This window comes from Kitasatospora sp. MMS16-BH015, assembly GCF_002943525.1.
Lineage (GTDB): Bacteria > Actinomycetota > Actinomycetes > Streptomycetales > Streptomycetaceae > Kitasatospora.
The window spans coordinates 595,813-612,491 of the sequence record NZ_CP025394.1; the positions used below are offsets into that span (position 1 = coordinate 595,813).

Consider the following 16,679-nt stretch of genomic DNA (forward strand, 5'->3'; position numbering starts at 1 on the left):
CCGTCTGGCTGACGGGGCGTACCGGCTGCGGGGTCAGCTTAACCACAATCCGCGGCGGAACGGCAAGATCCGCACGACATCAGCAGGTTGCGGCCCAGGCCGCGTAGCCGCCGAGCAGGTCGGAGACATCGGTGTGGCCGTGGCGGCGCAGCAGGCTGGCCGCGATCGAGGAGCGGTGGCCGCCGGCGCAGTGCAGCACGACCGGGCGGTCGGTGGGTATCTCGGCCAGCCGGCTGGGGAGTTCGTTGAGGGCGATGTGCAGCGCGCCCTCGACGGTGCCCTCCGCGCGCTCGGCGCAGCTGCGGACGTCGATCATCAGCGGCGGTTGGTCGGCGGCCAGCGCGGTGCGGAGCTGGTCGGCGGTGAGGCGGCTGGCGGGGGTGAGCAGGTCGGCGAGTTCGGGCAGGGTGGCCTCCGGTTCGGCGAGGTGGCCGGCGGTGCGGTCGAAGCCGATCCGGGCCAGCCGGGTGGTGACCTCGGCGGCCCGGCACTCGGGGGCGAGCACCAGCAGCTCGGCCTGTGGGGTGAGCACGGCCCCGGCCTGCTCGGCGAACCGGCCGTCGGCGGGGATGTTGACCGCCCCGCGCAGGTGGCCGGCCGCGAACTCCTGCGGGCTGCGGGCGTCCACCACCACGGCCCCGGCCGCCCGGGCGGCGCGGAACTCGGCGACGGTGAGCGGGCGGTGGGCCCGCCCGGCGTCGAACAGCTCGCGCTCCTGCCGGTTGAGGGTGGCGTCGTAGCCGAAGTAGGAGGGCGCGGCGGGCTGCCCGGCGGTGACCAGCGCGACGAAGTCCTGCTCGGCCATCGGCGCGCAGGCGTAGTTGGTGGCCCGCTGGGCACCGATGGTGGAGGAGCGCTCGGTGGAGAGGTTCTTGCCGCAGGCGGAGCCGGCCCCGTGTGCGGGGAAGACCCGGGTCTCGTCGGGCAGCGCCATCAGCTTGCCCTGCACGCTCTCGTACAGCATCCGGCCGAGCTCCTCGGCGGTGACCCCGCTGGAGGCGAGCAGGTCGGGACGGCCCACGTCGCCGATGAAGAGCGCGTCGCCGGTGAGCACCCCGTACGGCACGGCGTCCTCGGCCCGCTCACGGACCAGCACGCTGATCGACTCGGGCGTGTGGCCGGGCGTCTCCAGGATCTCCAGGGTCACCTCGCCGAGGCTGATCCGCTCGCCCTCGGCGAGGTGGCGGATCGGGTACTCGGTCTCGGCCCGGCGGCCGTAGCCGATCCAGGCACCGGTCCGGGCGGCCAGCTCCAGGTGGCCGGCCAGGAAGTCGGCGTGGAAGTGGGTGTTGAGCACGGCCTCCACGGTGAAGCCGTACGCCTCGGCGTCGGCGAGGTACTCGTCCACGTCGCGGCGCGGGTCGACGACCACGGCGCGGCCGGTGGTCTCGTCGGCGATCAGGTACGAGGCCTGGGAGAGGCAGTCGAGGTAGTACTGGGCGAAGAACAAGGGGACTACTCCAGCTTCCGTGAGATACCGGGTGGGGTATCCCTTGCCTCTCACAATACCCCCACGGGTATTATCGGCGGCGGCCGGGCCCGCGCCAAGCCCCGCCGCCGAGCCCGTCTGCTCCTCGTCAGAACGGACCCGACGCCCCGGCCCGGCAACCACCCGTCCCCACGACCGAGAGCGCACCCAGCACTCTCCCCCGCCAGGAGCGAACCCATGCCGCCCTACTGTCACCAGCCCGGTCCGCGGCCGGCCACCACGGCCGGATACCCGGACGGACCGGGCATATGACCCCCCTGATCCTGGCCCTGCTCGCGGGAGCGGCGGTCGGCCTCGCGCTCGGCGGCCTCGGTGGCGGCGGCAGCATGCTCGCCGTGCCGGCCCTGGTCTACCTGCTCGGGTTCTCCCCCGCCCACGCGGGCACCGCGAGCCTGCTGATCGTCGCCACCACCTCCCTCACCGGCCTGCTCGCCCACGCCCGGGCCGACCGGGTCCGCTGGCGCACCGGTCTCCCCTTCGCCGCCGCCGGCCTCCCGGCGGCGGCCGCCGCCGGAGCCGTCTCGGCCCGCCTGCCCGCCGCCCTGCTCACGGCCGGCTTCGCCCTGCTGGCCGCAGCCGCCGCCTGGCGGATGCTCTCCGCCGCCCGCCGGGGCGCGCCAGCGGCGGCGTGCCCGGCAGCCGGCTCCGGTGAGGCCGTACCGGACGACGGACCGGGCGACCCCACCCCGGACGAACCGGTCGGCGGAGCCACCGTAGCCGGCGCCGGAACACCCACCGCCGCCCCGACCTCCCCCGCGCGGGCGGCCCTCACCGGGGCCGGCCTCGGGGCGGTGACCGGGCTGCTCGGGGTCGGCGGCGGGTTCCTGGCCGTGCCGGCCCTGGTCTCGGTGCTGGGGTTCTCGATGGCGGAGGCGGTCGGCACCAGTCTGCTGGTGATCGCCGCCAACTCACTGGCCGCGCTGGCGCCCCGGCTCGGCGCCACCGGGGGGCTGGACTGGGCGGTCATCGCCCCGTTCACCGCCGCCGCCGTGCTCGGGGCCTGGGACGGCAAGCGGCTGGCCGACCGGTTCAGCGGCCGCACGCTGCAGAGCGCCTTCGCCACCGTGCTGTTGGCCGTCGCCGCCCTGATGCTGGTCGACGCGGTCCGCTGAACCGGCCGGCGCGGTGGCGACCCACCGGCCGATCCGCTGGACCCCGCGTGCCGCCCGAGTGGCCTCCCGGGTCCTACCGGCGGCCGGTCGGCCGACCGGTGGCCGGGTCGAGCAGCAGCGGCCGGGCGTTCGGCGCCTCGCCTTGGCCATCGCCCCGACCGTGCGGGAAGTCGAACAGGTTGGCCAGGGTGCCGGCCACCCGGTCGGTGCTGCCGGCGATCCGCGGCAGGGCCCAGTTGTCCTCGACGAAGCGGATCACCGAGGACTGGTCGGTCAGCGTGTGGTCCACCGAATTCCGCTTCGCCCAGGGCGAGATGACCAGCAGCGGCAGGCGCGGGCCGTACCCGCAGCGGCCGTCGAGGCCGGCGATCGGCGTGCCGCTGCCGCAGACGCCCGGGCCGGTGAGCGCGTCGGAGACCGAGGCGGAGGGGTTGGTCACGCCGGAGTAGGCGTGGTCGTACCAGCCGTCGGAGTCGTCATAGGCGATCACCACGGCGGTGTTCTGCCAGTCGGGGGTGTGCTGGAGCGCATTGATCTCGTCCACCACGAACCGCTGCTCGTCGTACGGGCCGGAGTAGGCGGCGTGGCCGTCCTGGAAGCCGGGGGCCTTGAGGAAGCTGACGGCCGGCAGGGCCGAGCCGGGCAGCTTGCCGTGGTTGATCGCGGCCACCAGCTGGTCGAAGTCGCCGGAGTCGTACTGGTGGTTCGGGGTGTCGAACTGCGGCTTGCCCCCCACGTAGTGCTGGGTGTCGCGGCCGATGCTGCGCAGCGCGGCCCCGGTGTCCTGGCCCCTGGCGTCGGTGGGCAGGGTGAGGTGGTGCGGGTTGGCGGTGGAGGCGTAGTACTGGAAGGGCTGGTGGTGCGGGATGTAGTCATTCTTCCAGCCGTACTGGCCGCTGCCGGTGCCGAGCCCGGCGGGCAGCCCGAGGCCCACCGGGTGCACGGCGTCGCAGAGGCTCTCGTTGGAGGCGTGCGGCACGGTGCTGTTCAGGTCGGCGCTCTTGAACTCGTCCGGCACGAAGGTCGAGGTGGGCTGCCCGGCGTGGCCGGTGACGGCCGCGGCGGCGGCGAAGCTGGTGGTGGGGCGGAAGCCGCCCTTGAAGAAGCCCCAGCTCAGGATGGAGTTTCCCCCTACCGGGTGAGCGAGCGGGTGGGCGAGCGGGCGAGCGAGCAGGATGGCGAGAGCGAACCGCACCGGGGACAAGGCCACTTGAGGCCCCGGCGAACGCCCGGTGCCGAGCACGCGAACAGCCGTCCGGAGCGTACCGGGCGTGTCGTTCGACCGGTCCGGACGCGCGATTCTGTTAGAACTTGTTGACTGATGGTCAATTCCGGTTCATATTGAGCAACGCTTCCCACCCGTGCCTTCCCCTGGAGTCCCCCCATGGGTCGTTCAAGCGTGTCCTCCGGCTGTCGCGCCGTCCTGGCCGCCGCCCTCGCCCTGCTCGGTCTGACCGCCGCGCCGCCCGTCCATGCCGCCACAACTCCCAGTACCGCCATTACCGTTGACGGCACCAAGCCGGGCCTCACCTTCGACGGCATCGGCGCCATCTCCGGCGGCGGCGGCAACTCCCGCCTGCTCGCCGACTACCCCGAGCCGCAGCGCGCCCAGCTGCTCGACTACCTCTTCAAGCCCGGTTACGGCGCCGCCCTGCAGACCCTCAAGCTGGAGATCGGCGGCGACACCAACTCCACCGACGGCGCCGAGGCCAGCATCGAGCACACCGCCGGAGCCATCGACTGCAACAACGGCTACGAGTGGTGGCTGGCCGAGCAGGCCCAGGCCCGCAACCCCGCGATCAAGTTCTACGGCCTCGCCTGGGGCGCTCCCGGCTGGATCGACCACGGCTCGGGCAACTTCTGGTCCCAGGACACCATCGACTACCTGGTCTCCTGGCTCGGCTGTGCCAGTCAGCACCACCTGACGGTCAGCTACCTGGGCGGCTGGAACGAGCGCGGCTACGACAAGACCTGGTACGAGAACCTCAAGTCGGCGCTGAACAGCCACGGCTACTCCGGCATCAAGGTGGTGGCCGCCGACGACGGCTGGGGCGTGGCCGACGCGATGGCCACCGACCCGGCCTTCCGCAACGCCGTTGACATCGTCGGTGTCCACTACCCCTGCGGGTACCTCGGCGCCTACACCTCCTGCCCCAGCACCGCCAACGCCCAGTCGCTCGGCAAGCCGCTCTGGGCCAGCGAGAACGGCTCGCAGGACGCCGACACCGGCGCCACCGCCGTGGCCCGCGCGGTCAACCGCGACTACCTCGACGGCAGGATGACCTCCTACCTCAACTGGCCGGTCATCGCCGCGCTCTACCCGAACCTCTTCTTCGGCACCGACGGCATGTCGGTGGCCAACCAGCCCTGGTCCGGCAACTACGCCATCGGCAAGACGACTTGGGTGACGGCCCACACCAGTCAGTTCACCCAGCCGGGCTGGAGCTACATCGACTCGGCCGGCGGGTACCTGGGCGGGGCGCGCGGCAACGGCAGCTACGTCACCCTCAAGCACGGCCAGGACTACTCCACCGTGTTGGAGACCGTGGACGCCACCGCCGCCCAGACCGCCACCTTCACCGTCACCGGCGGGCTCTCCACCGGCACCGTCCACGTCTGGTCCACCGACCTCGGCTCGGCCGACCCGAACTCCTGGTTCGTCCACTCCCAGGACCTCACCCCCAGCGGTGGCCGCTACTCGCTCACCCTCCAGCCCGGCCGGGTCTACACCGTGACCACCACCACCGGCCAGGGCAAGGGCAGCGCCACTCCCCCGGCTCCCGCCGCGCTCCAACTCCCTTACGCCGACAACTTCGAGACCTCCGCCACCACCACCTCGCCGAAGTACTTCACCGACATGAACGGCGCCTTCCAGACCGTGGCCTGCGGCGGCGGCCGGGCCGGCACCTGCCTGCGCCAGATGGCCACCACCACCCCGATCCGCTGGACGGACGAGCACTACGCGGCGCCGTACACCTTCATGGGCGACGCCGGCTGGTCCAACTACACCGTCACCGCCGACGCGCTCTTCGAGCAGTCGAGCAGCGTCGAGCTCCTCGGCCGGGTCAACCAGCAGGGCCGCAACGACAACGGGCTCAACGCCTACCACCTGCGGGTCTCCGACACCGGCAGCTGGTCCATCGACAAGAGCGACACCAGCTGGAACTTCACCACCCTCGCCTCGGGCACCACCAAGGCTCTGGGCACCGGTAGTTGGCACTCCATCAGCCTGCGGATGCAGGACAGCACCCTCACCGCGACCGTCGACGGCACCACCCTGGGCAGCGCCACCGACGCCGCCTTCACCAACGGCCAGGCGGGCCTGGGCGTGACCGACTACCACACCGACCAGTTCGACAACTTCGCCCTCACCCCCGGCACCGCCACCACCCACACCGGCCCGGTCACCTCCGCGCTGCCCGGCAAGTGCCTCGACGACAACGGCAATTCGGCCGCCGACGGCACCGCCGTCCAGCTGTGGGACTGCACCGGCGGCGCCGCCCAGACCTGGACCTGGTCCAACGGCACCCTCACCCACGCCGGCAAGTGCCTGGACGTGACCGGCCAGGGCACCACCAACGGCACCCTGGTCGAGCTCTGGACCTGCAACGGCGGCGCCAACCAGCAGTGGACCCTCCAGTCGGACGGCAGCCTGAAGGGCGTCCAGTCCGGCCGCTGCCTCGACGACCCGGCCGCCGCCACCACCAACGGCACCCGTCAGGAGATCTGGGACTGCAACGGCGGTGCCAACCAGCACTGGCGGATTCCGTAGGTTCCCACGAACCACCCGTCCTTGACCGGCGTCTGACAAGGCGTGCCATCATCGGCGCGCAGACGGATCCGCGCACAGGCGCGGTCAAGGACGGGGGATCGGTCATGAGCGAGCACGAGACGACCCGGGCGCTGGACGAACGCGCCCACCAGCAGGCGGAGCAGGCCTCGGCCCGCGCCGCGCTCGGCACCCACCGCGCCGCGTACGCCTCGATGGCGGCGGCGCAGCGCGGCAACGCTCGCGGGATCGGCATCGCGGCGGTGGTCCTGGGGCTGCTGACCCTGTGGGCCGTGCTGGGCGGGTACCCGGTGCTGGCCGCGGTCCCCGGGCTGCCATTCCTGATGTGCCTGCTCGGGCTGGCCAGCAGCAGGAGCAGCGCCGACCGCAACCAGGGCGCCCGGCTGGACCTCTTCGAGCGCGGGCTCACCGTCGCGACTCCGGACCGCAGCTGGGCCGTCCGGTACGCCGAGGCGACCGTGCTCCAGCACCTGGTGCGGCACACCCAGTACGGGCGGACCCTGCGCACCACCTACGCGTACCTCCTCACCGACACCGAGGGCCGGAGCGTGGTGCTGCGCGACGGCTTCGGCGGCCGGATGGACGCCCTCGCGCTGGCCACCATGCCCAAGCCCGAACTGGCCCGGGACTTCGCCGGTGCCCCCGAGTGGGGCCCGGCCATCCAGCGCGCCGTCACCGAGGCGCGGCTGCCCGAGGCGCTCGACCGGGTGCGGGCCGGCGAGAAGGTGCAGTTCGGCCCGCTCTGGCTCACCCGGAGCGAGATCGGCGCCCGGGAGAAGGCCGTGCCGTGGACCGAGGTCGAGGACGTGCAGGTCAAGGACGGTGTGGTGAGCATCCGGGTGGCGGGCAGGTGGAGCAGCCTGGCCACCGCCACCGTCAGCACCATCCCGAACTTCTTCGTCTTCCAGGAGCTGGCCGCCCGGCTGCTCGCCGCCTGAGCCCGAAGCCGCGTGTTTCGCGCCGAGATGCTTGACAGGCTCAACCTTCCAGGTCTACCGTCGGCCGCAATTGCTTCATGAGCTGAACAGTCCTGGAGAATGACCTTCATGAGCCCGCTCGACCACGGCAGCGCCGTCGCCACCGAGACCGCCCGCTTCGTCGCCGCCGTGCGGGACGCCGACCCGGCCCTGCCGGTGCCCGCCTGCCCGGGCTGGACGCTCGCCGACCTGGTCCGCCACGCCGGCAGCGTCCAGCGCTGGTTCACCGCGCTGCTCCGGCAGCGGATCCAGGAGCCGCCGCGCAGCCGCGACGTCGACCTGAAGCTGCCCGAGCAGACCGCGGACTACCCCGCCTGGCTGGCCGAGGCCGCCGCGGAGTCGGCCGCCACCTTCGCCGCCGGCGACCTGGACGCGCCGATGTGGGCCTGGGGTGCCGACCAGCACGCCCGGTTCTGGGTGCGCCGGATGCTGTTCGAGACCCTGGTGCACCGGGTCGACGCCGAGACGGCCCTCGGGCTGCCCGCCGAGATCGACCCGGAGCTGGCCGCCGACGGCGTGGCCGAGTTCCTCACCAACCTCCCGTTCGCCGCGCTGTTCGCACCCGACACCGCCAAGCTGCGCGGCGCCGACCGCACCCTCCGCTTCACCCGCACCGACGGCCCGGGCGACTGGCTGGTGCGGCTGCGCCCGGACGGCTTCGGCCTGGACGAGACCGCCGGGGCGGCGGAGGTCACCGCCGACGCCACCGTCCGGGCCACCGCCGCCGAGCTGCTGCTCGTCCTGTACGGGCGGCTCGACCGCACCGCCCCGGGCGTCGAACTCGCCGGTGACGCCGAACTGTTGGACCACTGGTTCGCCCACTCGGCGTTCTGAACCACCCCGGTCAGGGGGTGCGCAGCGCCTCGGTGAGGTAGCCCGCCGCCTCCACCACCGCCTGCGAGAGCCGGGCGCCGGGGTGGCGGGTGAGCCGTTCGATCGGGCCGGAGACGGAGACCGCGGCGACCACCCGGTTGCCCGGGCCCCGGACCGGCGCCGAGACGGAGGCCACCCCGGGCTCGCGCTCGCCGATCGACTGGGCCCACCCGCGCCGCCGCACCCCGCTCAGCGCGGTGGCGGTGAACCGGGCGCCCTGCAGGCCCCGGTGCAGGCGTTCGGGCTCCTCCCAGGCGAGCAGCACCTGGGCCGCCGAGCCCACCTTCATCGGCAGCGTGAGCCCGACCGGCACGGTGTCCCGCAGGCCGGAGAGCCGCTCCGCGACGGCCACGCAGATCCGCAGCTCGCCCTGCCGGCGGTAGAGCTGGGCGCTCTCCCCGGACAGGTCGCGCAGCCGGGTCAGGGTCGGCCCGGCCGCCGCCAGTAGGCGGTCCTCCCCGGCCGCGGCCGAGAGCTCGGCCAGCCGGGGCCCGAGCACGAAGCGGCCCTGCAGGTCGCGGCCGACCAGCCGGTGGTGCTCCAGCGCGACGGCCAGCCGGTGCGCCGTGGGCCGGGCCAGGCCGGTGGCCGTGACCAGGCCGCCCAGCGTGGTGGGGCCGGCCTCCAGGGTGCCGAGGATCGAGGTGACCTTGTCGAGCACGCCGACGCCGCTCGTGTTCTCCAGGAAGTCCAGGTTCGCCATGGACGGGGTACTCCAGTCTCAAGTGCCGTGAGCCGCAGGTGGGTTCGGCTCACGGAGGCTCCGGTGGCGGAGCCCGGGGTGGTCAGCGGGGACGGGCCGGAGAAGTCGGCCGGGGGCCTGCGCCGAGCACGAGACGGGTACGCGGAAGGGCCGGGACGGGAAGCGCCCGGGCGAAGGACAGCACTGAGAGCACCGTGTCTCCTCATCTTTCCCGCGCCACGTTGGCGACAGGCCGGAGTTGGCACTGCCCCCGGGCGGCACGGCGCGTACTTCGCACGCCGAGCTGGCCGGGGAGTTGCCGGGGCTTCGTAGGGCCGGTCCCTCCACCCCTCTGGATGATTCGCCAGGAACCATACAAGATCCCGTGCCCTGCTCGCCAAACCTTTCCGATCGGGCCCCGTCCGCCCAGGCCGCCGACCGCCCCCGGCCCGCCTCCCCGGCCGCTCCGCCCAGGCCGCCGGCCGCTCCGGCACCGGTCGCCCTCGGCTCTGCCCTCGGCGAATCTGCCCGGGGCAGAGAAACGGCCGCCGGGGCCCTCGGCGGGCCGAGAGTGGCACTGGGACGGCGGCCGACCGCCGTCCGCAGACGCTCCCGGAGGAGACCCGATGGCACCCCTCAGCCCGCTCCAGCCCCGCGCGGCGGACGGCGACACCCCGCCCAGCCGCTTCGACGACCACCTCGCCGCCCAGCTGCTCGCCCAGCGGATCGTCCTGCTCGGCACCCAGGTCGACGAGGTCTCGGCCAACCGGGTCTGCGCCCAGCTCCTGCTGCTCTCGGCGGAGGACCCGCGCAGCGACATCAGCCTGTACGTCAACAGCCCCGGCGGATCGGTCACGGCCGGCCTGGCCGTCTACGACACCATGCGGCTGATCCCGAACGACGTGTCCACCCTGGCCATGGGCTTCGCCGCCAGCATGGGCCAGTTCCTGCTCACCGTCGGCGCGCCCGGCAAGCGCTTCGCGCTGCCGAACGCGCGGATCATGATGCACCAGCCCTCGGCGGGCATCGGCGGCACCGCCTCCGACATCGAGATCCAGGCCGAGAACCTCGAGTACACCAAGCGCTCGATCGAGCGGATCACCGCCGAGCACACCGGCCAGACCCCGGAGACCATCGCCCGCGACGGCGACCGGGACCGCTGGTTCACCGCCGAACAGGCCAGGGAGTACGGGCTGGTGGACCGGGTGGTGGAGTCGCTCGCCGACATCCGCCCCGCCACCGCCCGCCGGAAGATGGGACTCTGACATGGGCTCGTACACCGTGCCGTACGTGATCGAGCGGACCTCGCAGGGCGAGCGCTCCTACGACGTGTTCAGCCGCCTGCTCAACGAGCGGATCGTCTTCCTGGGCACCGACATCGACGACGGCGTCGCCAACGTGGTGATCGCCCAGCTGCTCCATCTGGAGTCGGCCGATCCGGAGCGGGAGATCTCGATCTACCTCAACTCGCCCGGCGGATCGTTCACTTCGCTGATGGCCATCTACGACACGATGACCTTCGTGCAGGCCCCGATCTCCACCTTCTGCGTGGGCCAGGCCGCCTCCACCGCCGCCGTCCTGCTGGCCGGCGGCGACCCCGGGCGGCGGTTCGTGCTCCAGCACGCCCGCGTGCTGCTCGGCCAGCCGGCCACCGGCGGCCGGCAGGGGACGGTCTCCGACCTCAGCCTGGCGGCCAAGGAGATCGTCCGGATCCGCTCCCAAGTCGAGGAGGTGCTCGCCCGCCACACCCACCACGACCCGGCCAAGCTCCGCGCCGACCTCGACCGCGAGAAGGTGCTCACCGCCGCGGAGGCCGTGGCCTACGGGCTGGCCGACGAGGTGCTGACCCGCCGCGTCCTCCCGGGCCGCTGACCCGGCGGCCGTCTCCCGTCTGGTCCGGGTACGGCGCAGCGCCGTACCCGGACCGGCGTCCTCCGTCGCACCCGGCCGCTCGTCCTCAGGCGGCCAGGCAGAGCCCGTCGAACCGCGCCGACGGCGCCCGGTGACCACGGCTCAGCCGGCTGCGGGTGCTCTGGCGGGCCAGGTCCTCCTGCGCCAGCGAGAGCAGGTCGCCCAGCCCGAGCCCGAGCGCTGCGGCCGCGGCGGCGAGCACCTCGGAGGAGCCCTCCTTCCGCCCGCGCTCCAGCTCGGACAGGTACGGCATCGAGATCCGGGCCGTCTCCGCGACCTCCTTCAACGTCCGCTCCTGAGCCTGCCGTTCGCGGCGCAGCACCCCGCCCACCAGGTCACGCCAGAGCGGCTCGCGCTCCCGCTCCCGTCGGACCGGAGCGGGCGCGCCGCCGACCGGCCGCAGCGGGATCACTCGGGCTCCGTCCGACGCGGTCGCCGGCGCTTGCTGCGGTGTCTCAGTGCTCATCCCCTCAGCCTAGGCAGTTCCGGCCCGAACGGAAGGGTGCGGCGTTCTGCCCTGGGTGAAGCCGGGTGGCCGGGTGAAGCCCCGCGCGGCCGCCGCCCTCCCGCCCGGGACCTCAGAGCGCCCGCCGCCGCTGCGCGATCTCCTCCGGTGCCCACCCCACGTGCGGCACCGAGGCGAGCAGCAGACGGGTGTACGGGTGCTCCGGCTCCGCCAACAGCTCGGCCACGGGCCGGTGTTCGACCGGGCGTCCGCGCCGGAGCACCAGCGCCTCCTCGCAGACGTACCGCACCACCGCGAGGTCGTGGCTGACGAAGACCAGCCCGATCCCGGCCTCGCGGCGGATGTCGGTGAGCAGGTTGAGCACCTGCGCCTGCACCGACACGTCGAGCGCCGAGACGGCCTCGTCGAGGACCAGCACGGCCGGCTCGACGGCCAGCGCCCGGGCGATCGCGGCCCGCTGCCGCTGCCCGCCGGAGAGCCGGCGCGGTCTGGCGGCGGCCTCCCGCTCGCCGAGGCCCACCTGGGCGAGCAGTGCGCGGATCCGCTCGGCCCGGGCCGGGCCGTCCCGGTGGCCGTGCAGCCGGAGCACGCCGTCGAGCGTGTCACCGATGGTCAGCCGGGCGTCCAGCGAGAGGTACGGGTCCTGGTAGACCATCTGCACCGCCTTGGCCCGGGCCAGCCGGGCGGCCCGCCCGCGCACGGTGGGGGCCAGTGGGCGGCCCAGCACGCTGATCGCCCCGGCGTCCGGCCGCTCCAGGCCGACCAGCATCCGCGCGGTGGTGGTCTTGCCGGAGCCGGACTCCCCGACCAGCCCGAGCGCCCCACCGGGCGGCAGCGTGAACGAGACCCCGTCCACGGCCACGGTCGAGCCGTAGCTCTTCCGCAGCCCGCTGACCTCGAGCAGCGCACCCGCGGCCACGCCGCCTCCCCTGCTCTCCTCACTCACCGCCACGCCTCCTGCCTCCTCGCTCCGCGCCTTCACGGCCGCACCTGCGCCAACTCGTCCAGCCGCACGCAGGCCGCCGCCCGTCCGCCGCCCAACGGCCGCAGCTCCGGCACCTCGCGGTCGCACCGCCCGGGCAGGGCGTGCCCGCACCGCGCGGCGAACGCGCAGCCCGGCGCTGCCTCGTCCAGGCCGAGCGGGGTGCCCGGCACCGGGCGGAGCCGGTCCAGCGGGCCGGTCAGCGGCGGGGTCGAACCGAGCAGCCCCACGGTGTAGGGGTGCCTGGGCCGCCCGAACAGCTCGGCTGCCGTGGCATGTTCGAGGATCCGGCCGGCATACATCACGTAGACCCGGTCGCAGCTCGCCGCCGCGAGCTCGATGTCGTGGGTGATCAGCAGCAGGCCGAGGCCACGCTCGCGCTGCAGCCCGCCGAGCAGCGCCAGGATCTCCGCCTGGGTGCTGACGTCCAGGGCGGTGGTGGGCTCGTCGCAGAGCAGCAGCCGTGGTTCGGCTGCCAACGCGCCCGCGATCATCACCCGTTGCAGCATGCCACCCGACAACTGGTGCGGGAAGGCACGCAGTTGGCGCTCCGGCTCGGGCAGGCCGACGGCGGCCAGCAGCTCCACCGCCCGGGCCGCGGCCTCACGGCGCGGCACCCGGTGGGTGAGCCGTGGAGGCTCGGTGAGGAAGTCGCCGATCCGGCGGACCGGGTTGATCCCGGCGCGCGGGTCCTGGAAGACCATCGACACCGTGCCGGACCGGAGTTCGCGCAGCCGGCTCCGGCCCGCGTCGAGCAGGTCCGTCCCGTCCACCAGCACCCGCCCGGCGGTCCGCGCGGCGGGCGGCAGCAGCCCGAGCGCGGCCCGGGCGGTCACCGACTTGCCCGAGCCCGATTCTCCGACCAGCCCCACCACCTCGCCGGCCGCCACCGAGAGGCTCACCGCATCCAGCACCGGCCGCGCCGCGCCCGGCAGTTCGACGCTCAACCGCTCGATCTCCAGCAGGTTCACCGCCCGCTCCTCTCCCCGAGCCGCTCACCGACCACGTTGAAGGCCACCACCGCGACCACCACGGCCACCACCGGCACCACGGCCGAGAGCGGCTGCCCGGCCAGCACGGCCGACTGCGCCCGGTTGATCATCGCGCCCCAGTCCGGCGTCGGCGGCTGCACGCCCAGGCCCAGGAAGGAGAGTGCGGCCAGATCGAGCAGCGCGTAGCCGAAGTTGACGGTGGACTGGGCCAGCACGGTCGGTGCGATGTTCGGCAGCAGGCCGCGCACCGCGACGTATGTCGGCGCGTGGCCCTGCACCAGGTAGGCGGCCACGTACGGGCGGGTCTTCTCCTGGGCGGTCAGGCCGCGTACCAGCCGTGCGGTGTAGGGGAGGTAGGCCACCGCCATGGCCAGCACGGGGGCGCCCAGGCCCTTGCCGAACAGCGCCACCGCGAGGATCGCCAGCAGCAGCGAGGGGAAGGCGAACAGCACGTCGAGCACCCGGCCGATCAGGGCGTCCAGCCGGCCGCCGCGCCAGCCGCTGAACAGGCCGAGCGCGATGCCGCCGAGGCTGGAGAAGACCACCACGCCGAGCGGCCCGAGCAGGCTGGTGCGCGCTCCCAACAGCAGGGCGGAGAAGGTGTCGTGGCCGCCCTGGTCGGTGCCGAGCCAGTGCCCGGCGCCGATCGGGGCCATCGTCTCGGCGAAGTCGCCGACGGTCGGGTCCTGCGGGGCCAGCCAGGGGGCGAGCAGCGCGGCGAGCACCAGCAGCGCCAGCACGCCCAGGCAGGTCTTGAACAGCCGGTCGCCGCCGAGTCGGCGCAGCACCGGGCCGGTGCGCGCGGCCACCGCGCTCATCGGGCCTCCCCTCGCCCGACTCGCGGGTCGATCAGCGGATACAGCAGGTCGACGGCGGTGTTGACCAGCACGAAGGCCGCCACCACCAACAGCACCAGGGCCTGGACGACTTGGAAGTCCAGCTGGTCCACGCACTGGACGAGCAGCGAGCCGATCCCGGACATCCCGAAGGCGGTCTCCACGATCGCGGTGCTGACCAGCATCCCGGAGACCAGCAGGCCGGAGACGGTGACGATCGGGCCGAGCGCATTGCGCAGCACGTGCCGCCGCAGCACGGCCAGCTTCGGGGTGCCCCGGCTGAGCGCCACCTCCACGTGCTCGCGGCCGAGTTGGTCGATCATCGAGCTGCGGGTGACCCGGGTGACCAGGGCCATGAAGGTCACCGAGAGCGCGACGGCGGGCAGCAGCACGTGGTGCAGCCGGTCGCCCAGGCCGGTGCCGTTGCCGATGGTCGGGAACCAGCCGAGCCGCACCCCGAACACCGAGCGCAGCACGATCGCGGCGGCGAAGGAGGGCACGGCCGCGCCGACCGTGACCAGCAGCAGCACCGCGCCGTCCGTCCGGCTGCCGCGCCGCAGCGCGCCGAGCGCGCCGGCCCCGATGCCGACCACGGCGATCAGCGCCGTGGCCACCGCGACCAGCAGCAGCGAGGCGGGCAGTCGGGCGCCGATCACGGCGGCGACGCTCTGGTGGAACAGGTAGGAGCGGCCGAAGTCACCGTGCAGCACCGCCTCCAGCCAGTGCCAGTACCGCAGCAGGAAGGGTTGGTCGAAGCCGAACTGGCTCCGGATGGCGGCCAGTTCGGCCGGGTTGGGGCTGCGGCCACGGACCAGGAAGGAGACCGGGTCGCCGGGCGCGAGGTAGAGCGAGGAGAACACCAGGAAGGAGGTGACCAGCAGGGTGAGCGCGGTGCCGATCAGCCGCCGCAGCAGCGCGACCGCGATGCTCATCCCTTGGCCCCGATCTCGGCGGCCCACGGGTAGTACAGGTAGTCGATCGAGGGCCGCACGCCACTGATCCGGTTGCCGAGGAAGACCGAGACCGGGTCGTTGTACAGCGGAAGCCAGGGGAGTTGGTCCATCGCGATCCGCTGCGCCTCAGCCGTCGCGGCGGCCCGGGCGGCCGGATCGGCGGCGCCGACGGCCTGGCCCAGGGCGGCGTCGAACTGCGGGTTCGACCAGTTGCCGTAGTTGCTGAACGCGCCGGTCTGGAGCGAGCCGTACATGTCCAGCGGGTCGGTGATCGAGGTGTACCAGAAGGTCTCGAACAGGTCGATGCCCTTGCGCGCGGCCGGGTCGGTGAACAGCGCGGTGTACTTGTCGGGCGGGATGGTCTGGATCTCCGGCTTCAACCCGATGGCGGTGGCGGCCTGTTGGACGGCCTGGGTGATGATGGTGGTCTGCGAGTCGAGCGGGCTGCCGGCGATCACCACCTTCTGGCCGTCGACCCCGGCGCTCGCCGCGAGCTGCCTGGCCTTGGCCGGGTCGTAGGGGTACTGCACGAGGCTCTTCAGCAGCGGATCGACCGTCTCCTTGGGGCTGTCGGCCCAGGTGTTCCGGGTGACCAGCGAATCGGCCACCTCACCCACCCCGCCGACCCCGGCCTTGACGATGCCCTTGCGGTCGATGGCCATCAGCAGGGCCTGCCGCACCCGTGGATCGCCCAGTGGGCCTTGGAGGTTGCTCACCACCTCGTCGGCCACCGTGGTGTTCCGCCCGTAGTAGAGCTTGCCCTTGGTGGAGGCGGACAGCCGCTGGTAGGAGTCGGCCGGGACCATCCAGCCGCCGTCCACCTCGCCGCTCTCGAAGGCGTTGACCCGCGCGGTCTCGTCCGGCAGGAAGACGAACTTGACCTGCTTGGCCTTGGCGCGCAGCGCCGGGTCCCAGTAGTCGTCGAAGCGCTTGAGCACGATCGACTGGCCCGGGGTCCAGGAGTCGAAGGCGAACGGGCCGGTGCAGTCCACGCCCTTGCCCGGGTTGCCGTAGTCCTTGCCGGCCGCCTTCAGCGCGGCGGCGGACTCCACCGTGCCGGGGGCGGCCGCCAGGTACTCGTTGAAGGTGGCGTCGGGGGTGTTGAGGGTGACGGTGACCTGCATCGGGCCGGTCCGGTCCACCGACTTGACGTTGCGGAAGGGGTACGCCCAGTCGCTGCCCACGGCCGGGTCGAGGTTGCGGCGCAGCGAGGCGACCACGTCCTCGGCGGTGAGCGGCGCGCCGTCGTGGAAGTGCACGCCGCTGCGGATGGTGTAGACCCAGGTGGTCGGGGTCGGGTTGGTGTAGGAGCTGGCCAGGCCGGGCGAGGTGGTCAGGTCCGGGTTCCACCGCAGCAGGCTCTCGCAGACGTTGGCGAGCACGGTGTTGGGCGGGTAGTCGAAGGAGAGCGCGTAGTCGATCGAGACCGGCTCGGCGAAGAGCGACCAGGTGAAGGAGTCGAGCGCGCCGGGGCCCGGCGGGGTGCGGTCGGTCAGCTGGTAGGCGGCGACGCTGTCACCGGGCTTCGCGCTGCCGCTGCAGGAGGTCAGGGCGAAGACGCCCGCGAGCGCGGCCAGGGCCGCTCTGCGTGGTCTGGTCAAGGGGGGCCTCCGGTG

Annotated in this window: 15 protein-coding genes and 1 riboswitch; of the genes, 6 read left to right on the forward strand and 9 right to left on the reverse strand. The window is 73.4% G+C overall.

The window, feature by feature from the left end:
• Positions 1–79: 79 nt before the first annotated feature.
• Positions 80–1,450, reverse strand: coding sequence for a rhodanese-like domain-containing protein (locus CFP65_RS02660; RefSeq protein ID WP_104814561.1), 1,371 nt, complete (start codon positions 1,448–1,450; stop codon positions 80–82).
• Between the two features lie 287 nt (positions 1,451–1,737).
• On the opposite strand from CFP65_RS02660, the gene CFP65_RS02665 reads away from it, so the two are divergent.
• Entirely contained in the window at positions 1,738–2,601 is an 864-nt protein-coding gene (locus tag CFP65_RS02665) for a sulfite exporter TauE/SafE family protein (RefSeq protein ID WP_104814562.1), read from the forward strand.
• Between the two features lie 73 nt (positions 2,602–2,674).
• Here the strand turns inward: CFP65_RS02665 and CFP65_RS02670 are convergent, their stop codons facing one another.
• Positions 2,675–3,796, reverse strand: coding sequence for an alkaline phosphatase family protein (locus CFP65_RS02670; protein ID WP_254552187.1), 1,122 nt, complete (start codon positions 3,794–3,796; stop codon positions 2,675–2,677).
• A 189-nt stretch (positions 3,797–3,985) separates the two neighbouring features.
• Between CFP65_RS02670 and CFP65_RS02675 the strand changes: the two genes are divergently transcribed.
• The 3 genes from CFP65_RS02675 (at position 3,986) to CFP65_RS02685 (ending at position 8,202) form a co-directional block, all read left to right on the forward strand.
• Positions 3,986–6,373 (forward strand): ricin-type beta-trefoil lectin domain protein, encoded by a 2,388-nt coding sequence (locus tag CFP65_RS02675; RefSeq protein WP_104814564.1) that lies wholly within the window; start codon positions 3,986–3,988, stop codon positions 6,371–6,373.
• Between the two features lie 104 nt (positions 6,374–6,477).
• A complete protein-coding gene (locus tag CFP65_RS02680) occupies positions 6,478–7,329 on the forward strand; it encodes a DUF6585 family protein (protein ID WP_104814565.1) in 852 nt (283 codons plus the stop codon).
• 108 nt (positions 7,330–7,437) lie between these two features.
• Entirely contained in the window at positions 7,438–8,202 is a 765-nt protein-coding gene (locus tag CFP65_RS02685; RefSeq protein WP_104820604.1) for a maleylpyruvate isomerase family mycothiol-dependent enzyme, read from the forward strand.
• Between the two features lie 10 nt (positions 8,203–8,212).
• Here CFP65_RS02685 and CFP65_RS02690 read toward each other — a convergent pair whose 3' ends face one another.
• Positions 8,213–8,926: an IclR family transcriptional regulator gene (locus CFP65_RS02690; RefSeq protein WP_104820605.1), complete on the reverse strand. Its 714-nt coding sequence runs from the start codon at positions 8,924–8,926 to the stop codon at positions 8,213–8,215.
• A gap of 217 nt (positions 8,927–9,143) precedes the next feature.
• Positions 9,144–9,286, reverse strand: a riboswitch (SAM riboswitch).
• A 263-nt stretch (positions 9,287–9,549) separates the two neighbouring features.
• On the opposite strand from CFP65_RS02690, the gene CFP65_RS02695 reads away from it, so the two are divergent.
• Together CFP65_RS02695 and CFP65_RS02700 are read left to right on the forward strand one after the other, a co-directional pair.
• The gene (locus tag CFP65_RS02695) at positions 9,550–10,188 is read left to right on the forward strand and encodes a ClpP family protease (RefSeq protein WP_104814566.1); all 639 of its coding nucleotides are present in this window, start codon (positions 9,550–9,552) and stop codon (positions 10,186–10,188) included.
• 1 nt (position 10,189) lies between these two features.
• A complete protein-coding gene (locus CFP65_RS02700; RefSeq protein ID WP_104814567.1) occupies positions 10,190–10,795 on the forward strand; it encodes a ClpP family protease in 606 nt (201 codons plus the stop codon).
• Between the two features lie 85 nt (positions 10,796–10,880).
• Here CFP65_RS02700 and CFP65_RS02705 read toward each other — a convergent pair whose 3' ends face one another.
• The 6 genes from CFP65_RS02705 to CFP65_RS02730 all read right to left on the reverse strand — a co-directional run bounded on the left by CFP65_RS02705 (position 10,881) and on the right by CFP65_RS02730 (position 16,664).
• Positions 10,881–11,300, reverse strand: a complete 420-nt coding sequence (locus tag CFP65_RS02705) for a RodZ family helix-turn-helix domain-containing protein (RefSeq protein ID WP_104814568.1) — start codon at positions 11,298–11,300, stop codon at positions 10,881–10,883.
• A 112-nt stretch (positions 11,301–11,412) separates the two neighbouring features.
• A complete protein-coding gene (locus CFP65_RS02710) occupies positions 11,413–12,252 on the reverse strand; it encodes an ABC transporter ATP-binding protein (protein WP_371682347.1) in 840 nt (279 codons plus the stop codon).
• Between the two features lie 26 nt (positions 12,253–12,278).
• The gene (locus CFP65_RS02715; protein ID WP_104814570.1) at positions 12,279–13,253 is read right to left on the reverse strand and encodes an ABC transporter ATP-binding protein; all 975 of its coding nucleotides are present in this window, start codon (positions 13,251–13,253) and stop codon (positions 12,279–12,281) included.
• Entirely contained in the window at positions 13,250–14,092 is an 843-nt protein-coding gene (locus CFP65_RS02720) for an ABC transporter permease (RefSeq protein WP_104814571.1), read from the reverse strand. Before CFP65_RS02720 ends, CFP65_RS02715 begins: the two co-directional genes overlap by 4 nt.
• Positions 14,089–15,042 (reverse strand): ABC transporter permease, encoded by a 954-nt coding sequence (locus CFP65_RS02725; RefSeq protein ID WP_104814572.1) that lies wholly within the window; start codon positions 15,040–15,042, stop codon positions 14,089–14,091. Before CFP65_RS02725 ends, CFP65_RS02720 begins: the two co-directional genes overlap by 4 nt.
• Positions 15,039–16,664 carry an ABC transporter substrate-binding protein gene (locus CFP65_RS02730; RefSeq protein WP_217368132.1) on the reverse strand — a complete coding sequence of 542 codons (1,626 nt, stop codon included), beginning with the start codon at positions 16,662–16,664 and terminating at the stop codon, positions 15,039–15,041. The genes CFP65_RS02725 and CFP65_RS02730 overlap by 4 nt, the downstream gene beginning before the upstream one ends.
• Positions 16,665–16,679: the final 15 nt, after the last annotated feature.

What these genes read in the sequence shown, in the direction of transcription:
- CFP65_RS02720 (WP_104814571.1), bottom strand. Translation starts at nt 14,092, where the DNA reads ATGAGCGCGGTGGCCGCGCGCACCGGCCCGGTGCTGCGCCGACTCGGC.
- CFP65_RS02700 (WP_104814567.1), top strand. Translation starts at nt 10,190, where the DNA reads ATGGGCTCGTACACCGTGCCGTACGTGATCGAGCGGACCTCGCAGGGC.
- CFP65_RS02695 (WP_104814566.1), top strand. Translation starts at nt 9,550, where the DNA reads ATGGCACCCCTCAGCCCGCTCCAGCCCCGCGCGGCGGACGGCGACACC.
- CFP65_RS02705 (WP_104814568.1), bottom strand. Translation starts at nt 11,300, where the DNA reads ATGAGCACTGAGACACCGCAGCAAGCGCCGGCGACCGCGTCGGACGGA.
- CFP65_RS02680 (WP_104814565.1), top strand. Translation starts at nt 6,478, where the DNA reads ATGAGCGAGCACGAGACGACCCGGGCGCTGGACGAACGCGCCCACCAG.
- CFP65_RS02665 (WP_104814562.1), top strand. Translation starts at nt 1,738, where the DNA reads ATGACCCCCCTGATCCTGGCCCTGCTCGCGGGAGCGGCGGTCGGCCTC.
- CFP65_RS02685 (WP_104820604.1), top strand. Translation starts at nt 7,438, where the DNA reads ATGAGCCCGCTCGACCACGGCAGCGCCGTCGCCACCGAGACCGCCCGC.
- CFP65_RS02725 (WP_104814572.1), bottom strand. Translation starts at nt 15,042, where the DNA reads ATGAGCATCGCGGTCGCGCTGCTGCGGCGGCTGATCGGCACCGCGCTC.
- CFP65_RS02675 (WP_104814564.1), top strand. Translation starts at nt 3,986, where the DNA reads ATGGGTCGTTCAAGCGTGTCCTCCGGCTGTCGCGCCGTCCTGGCCGCC.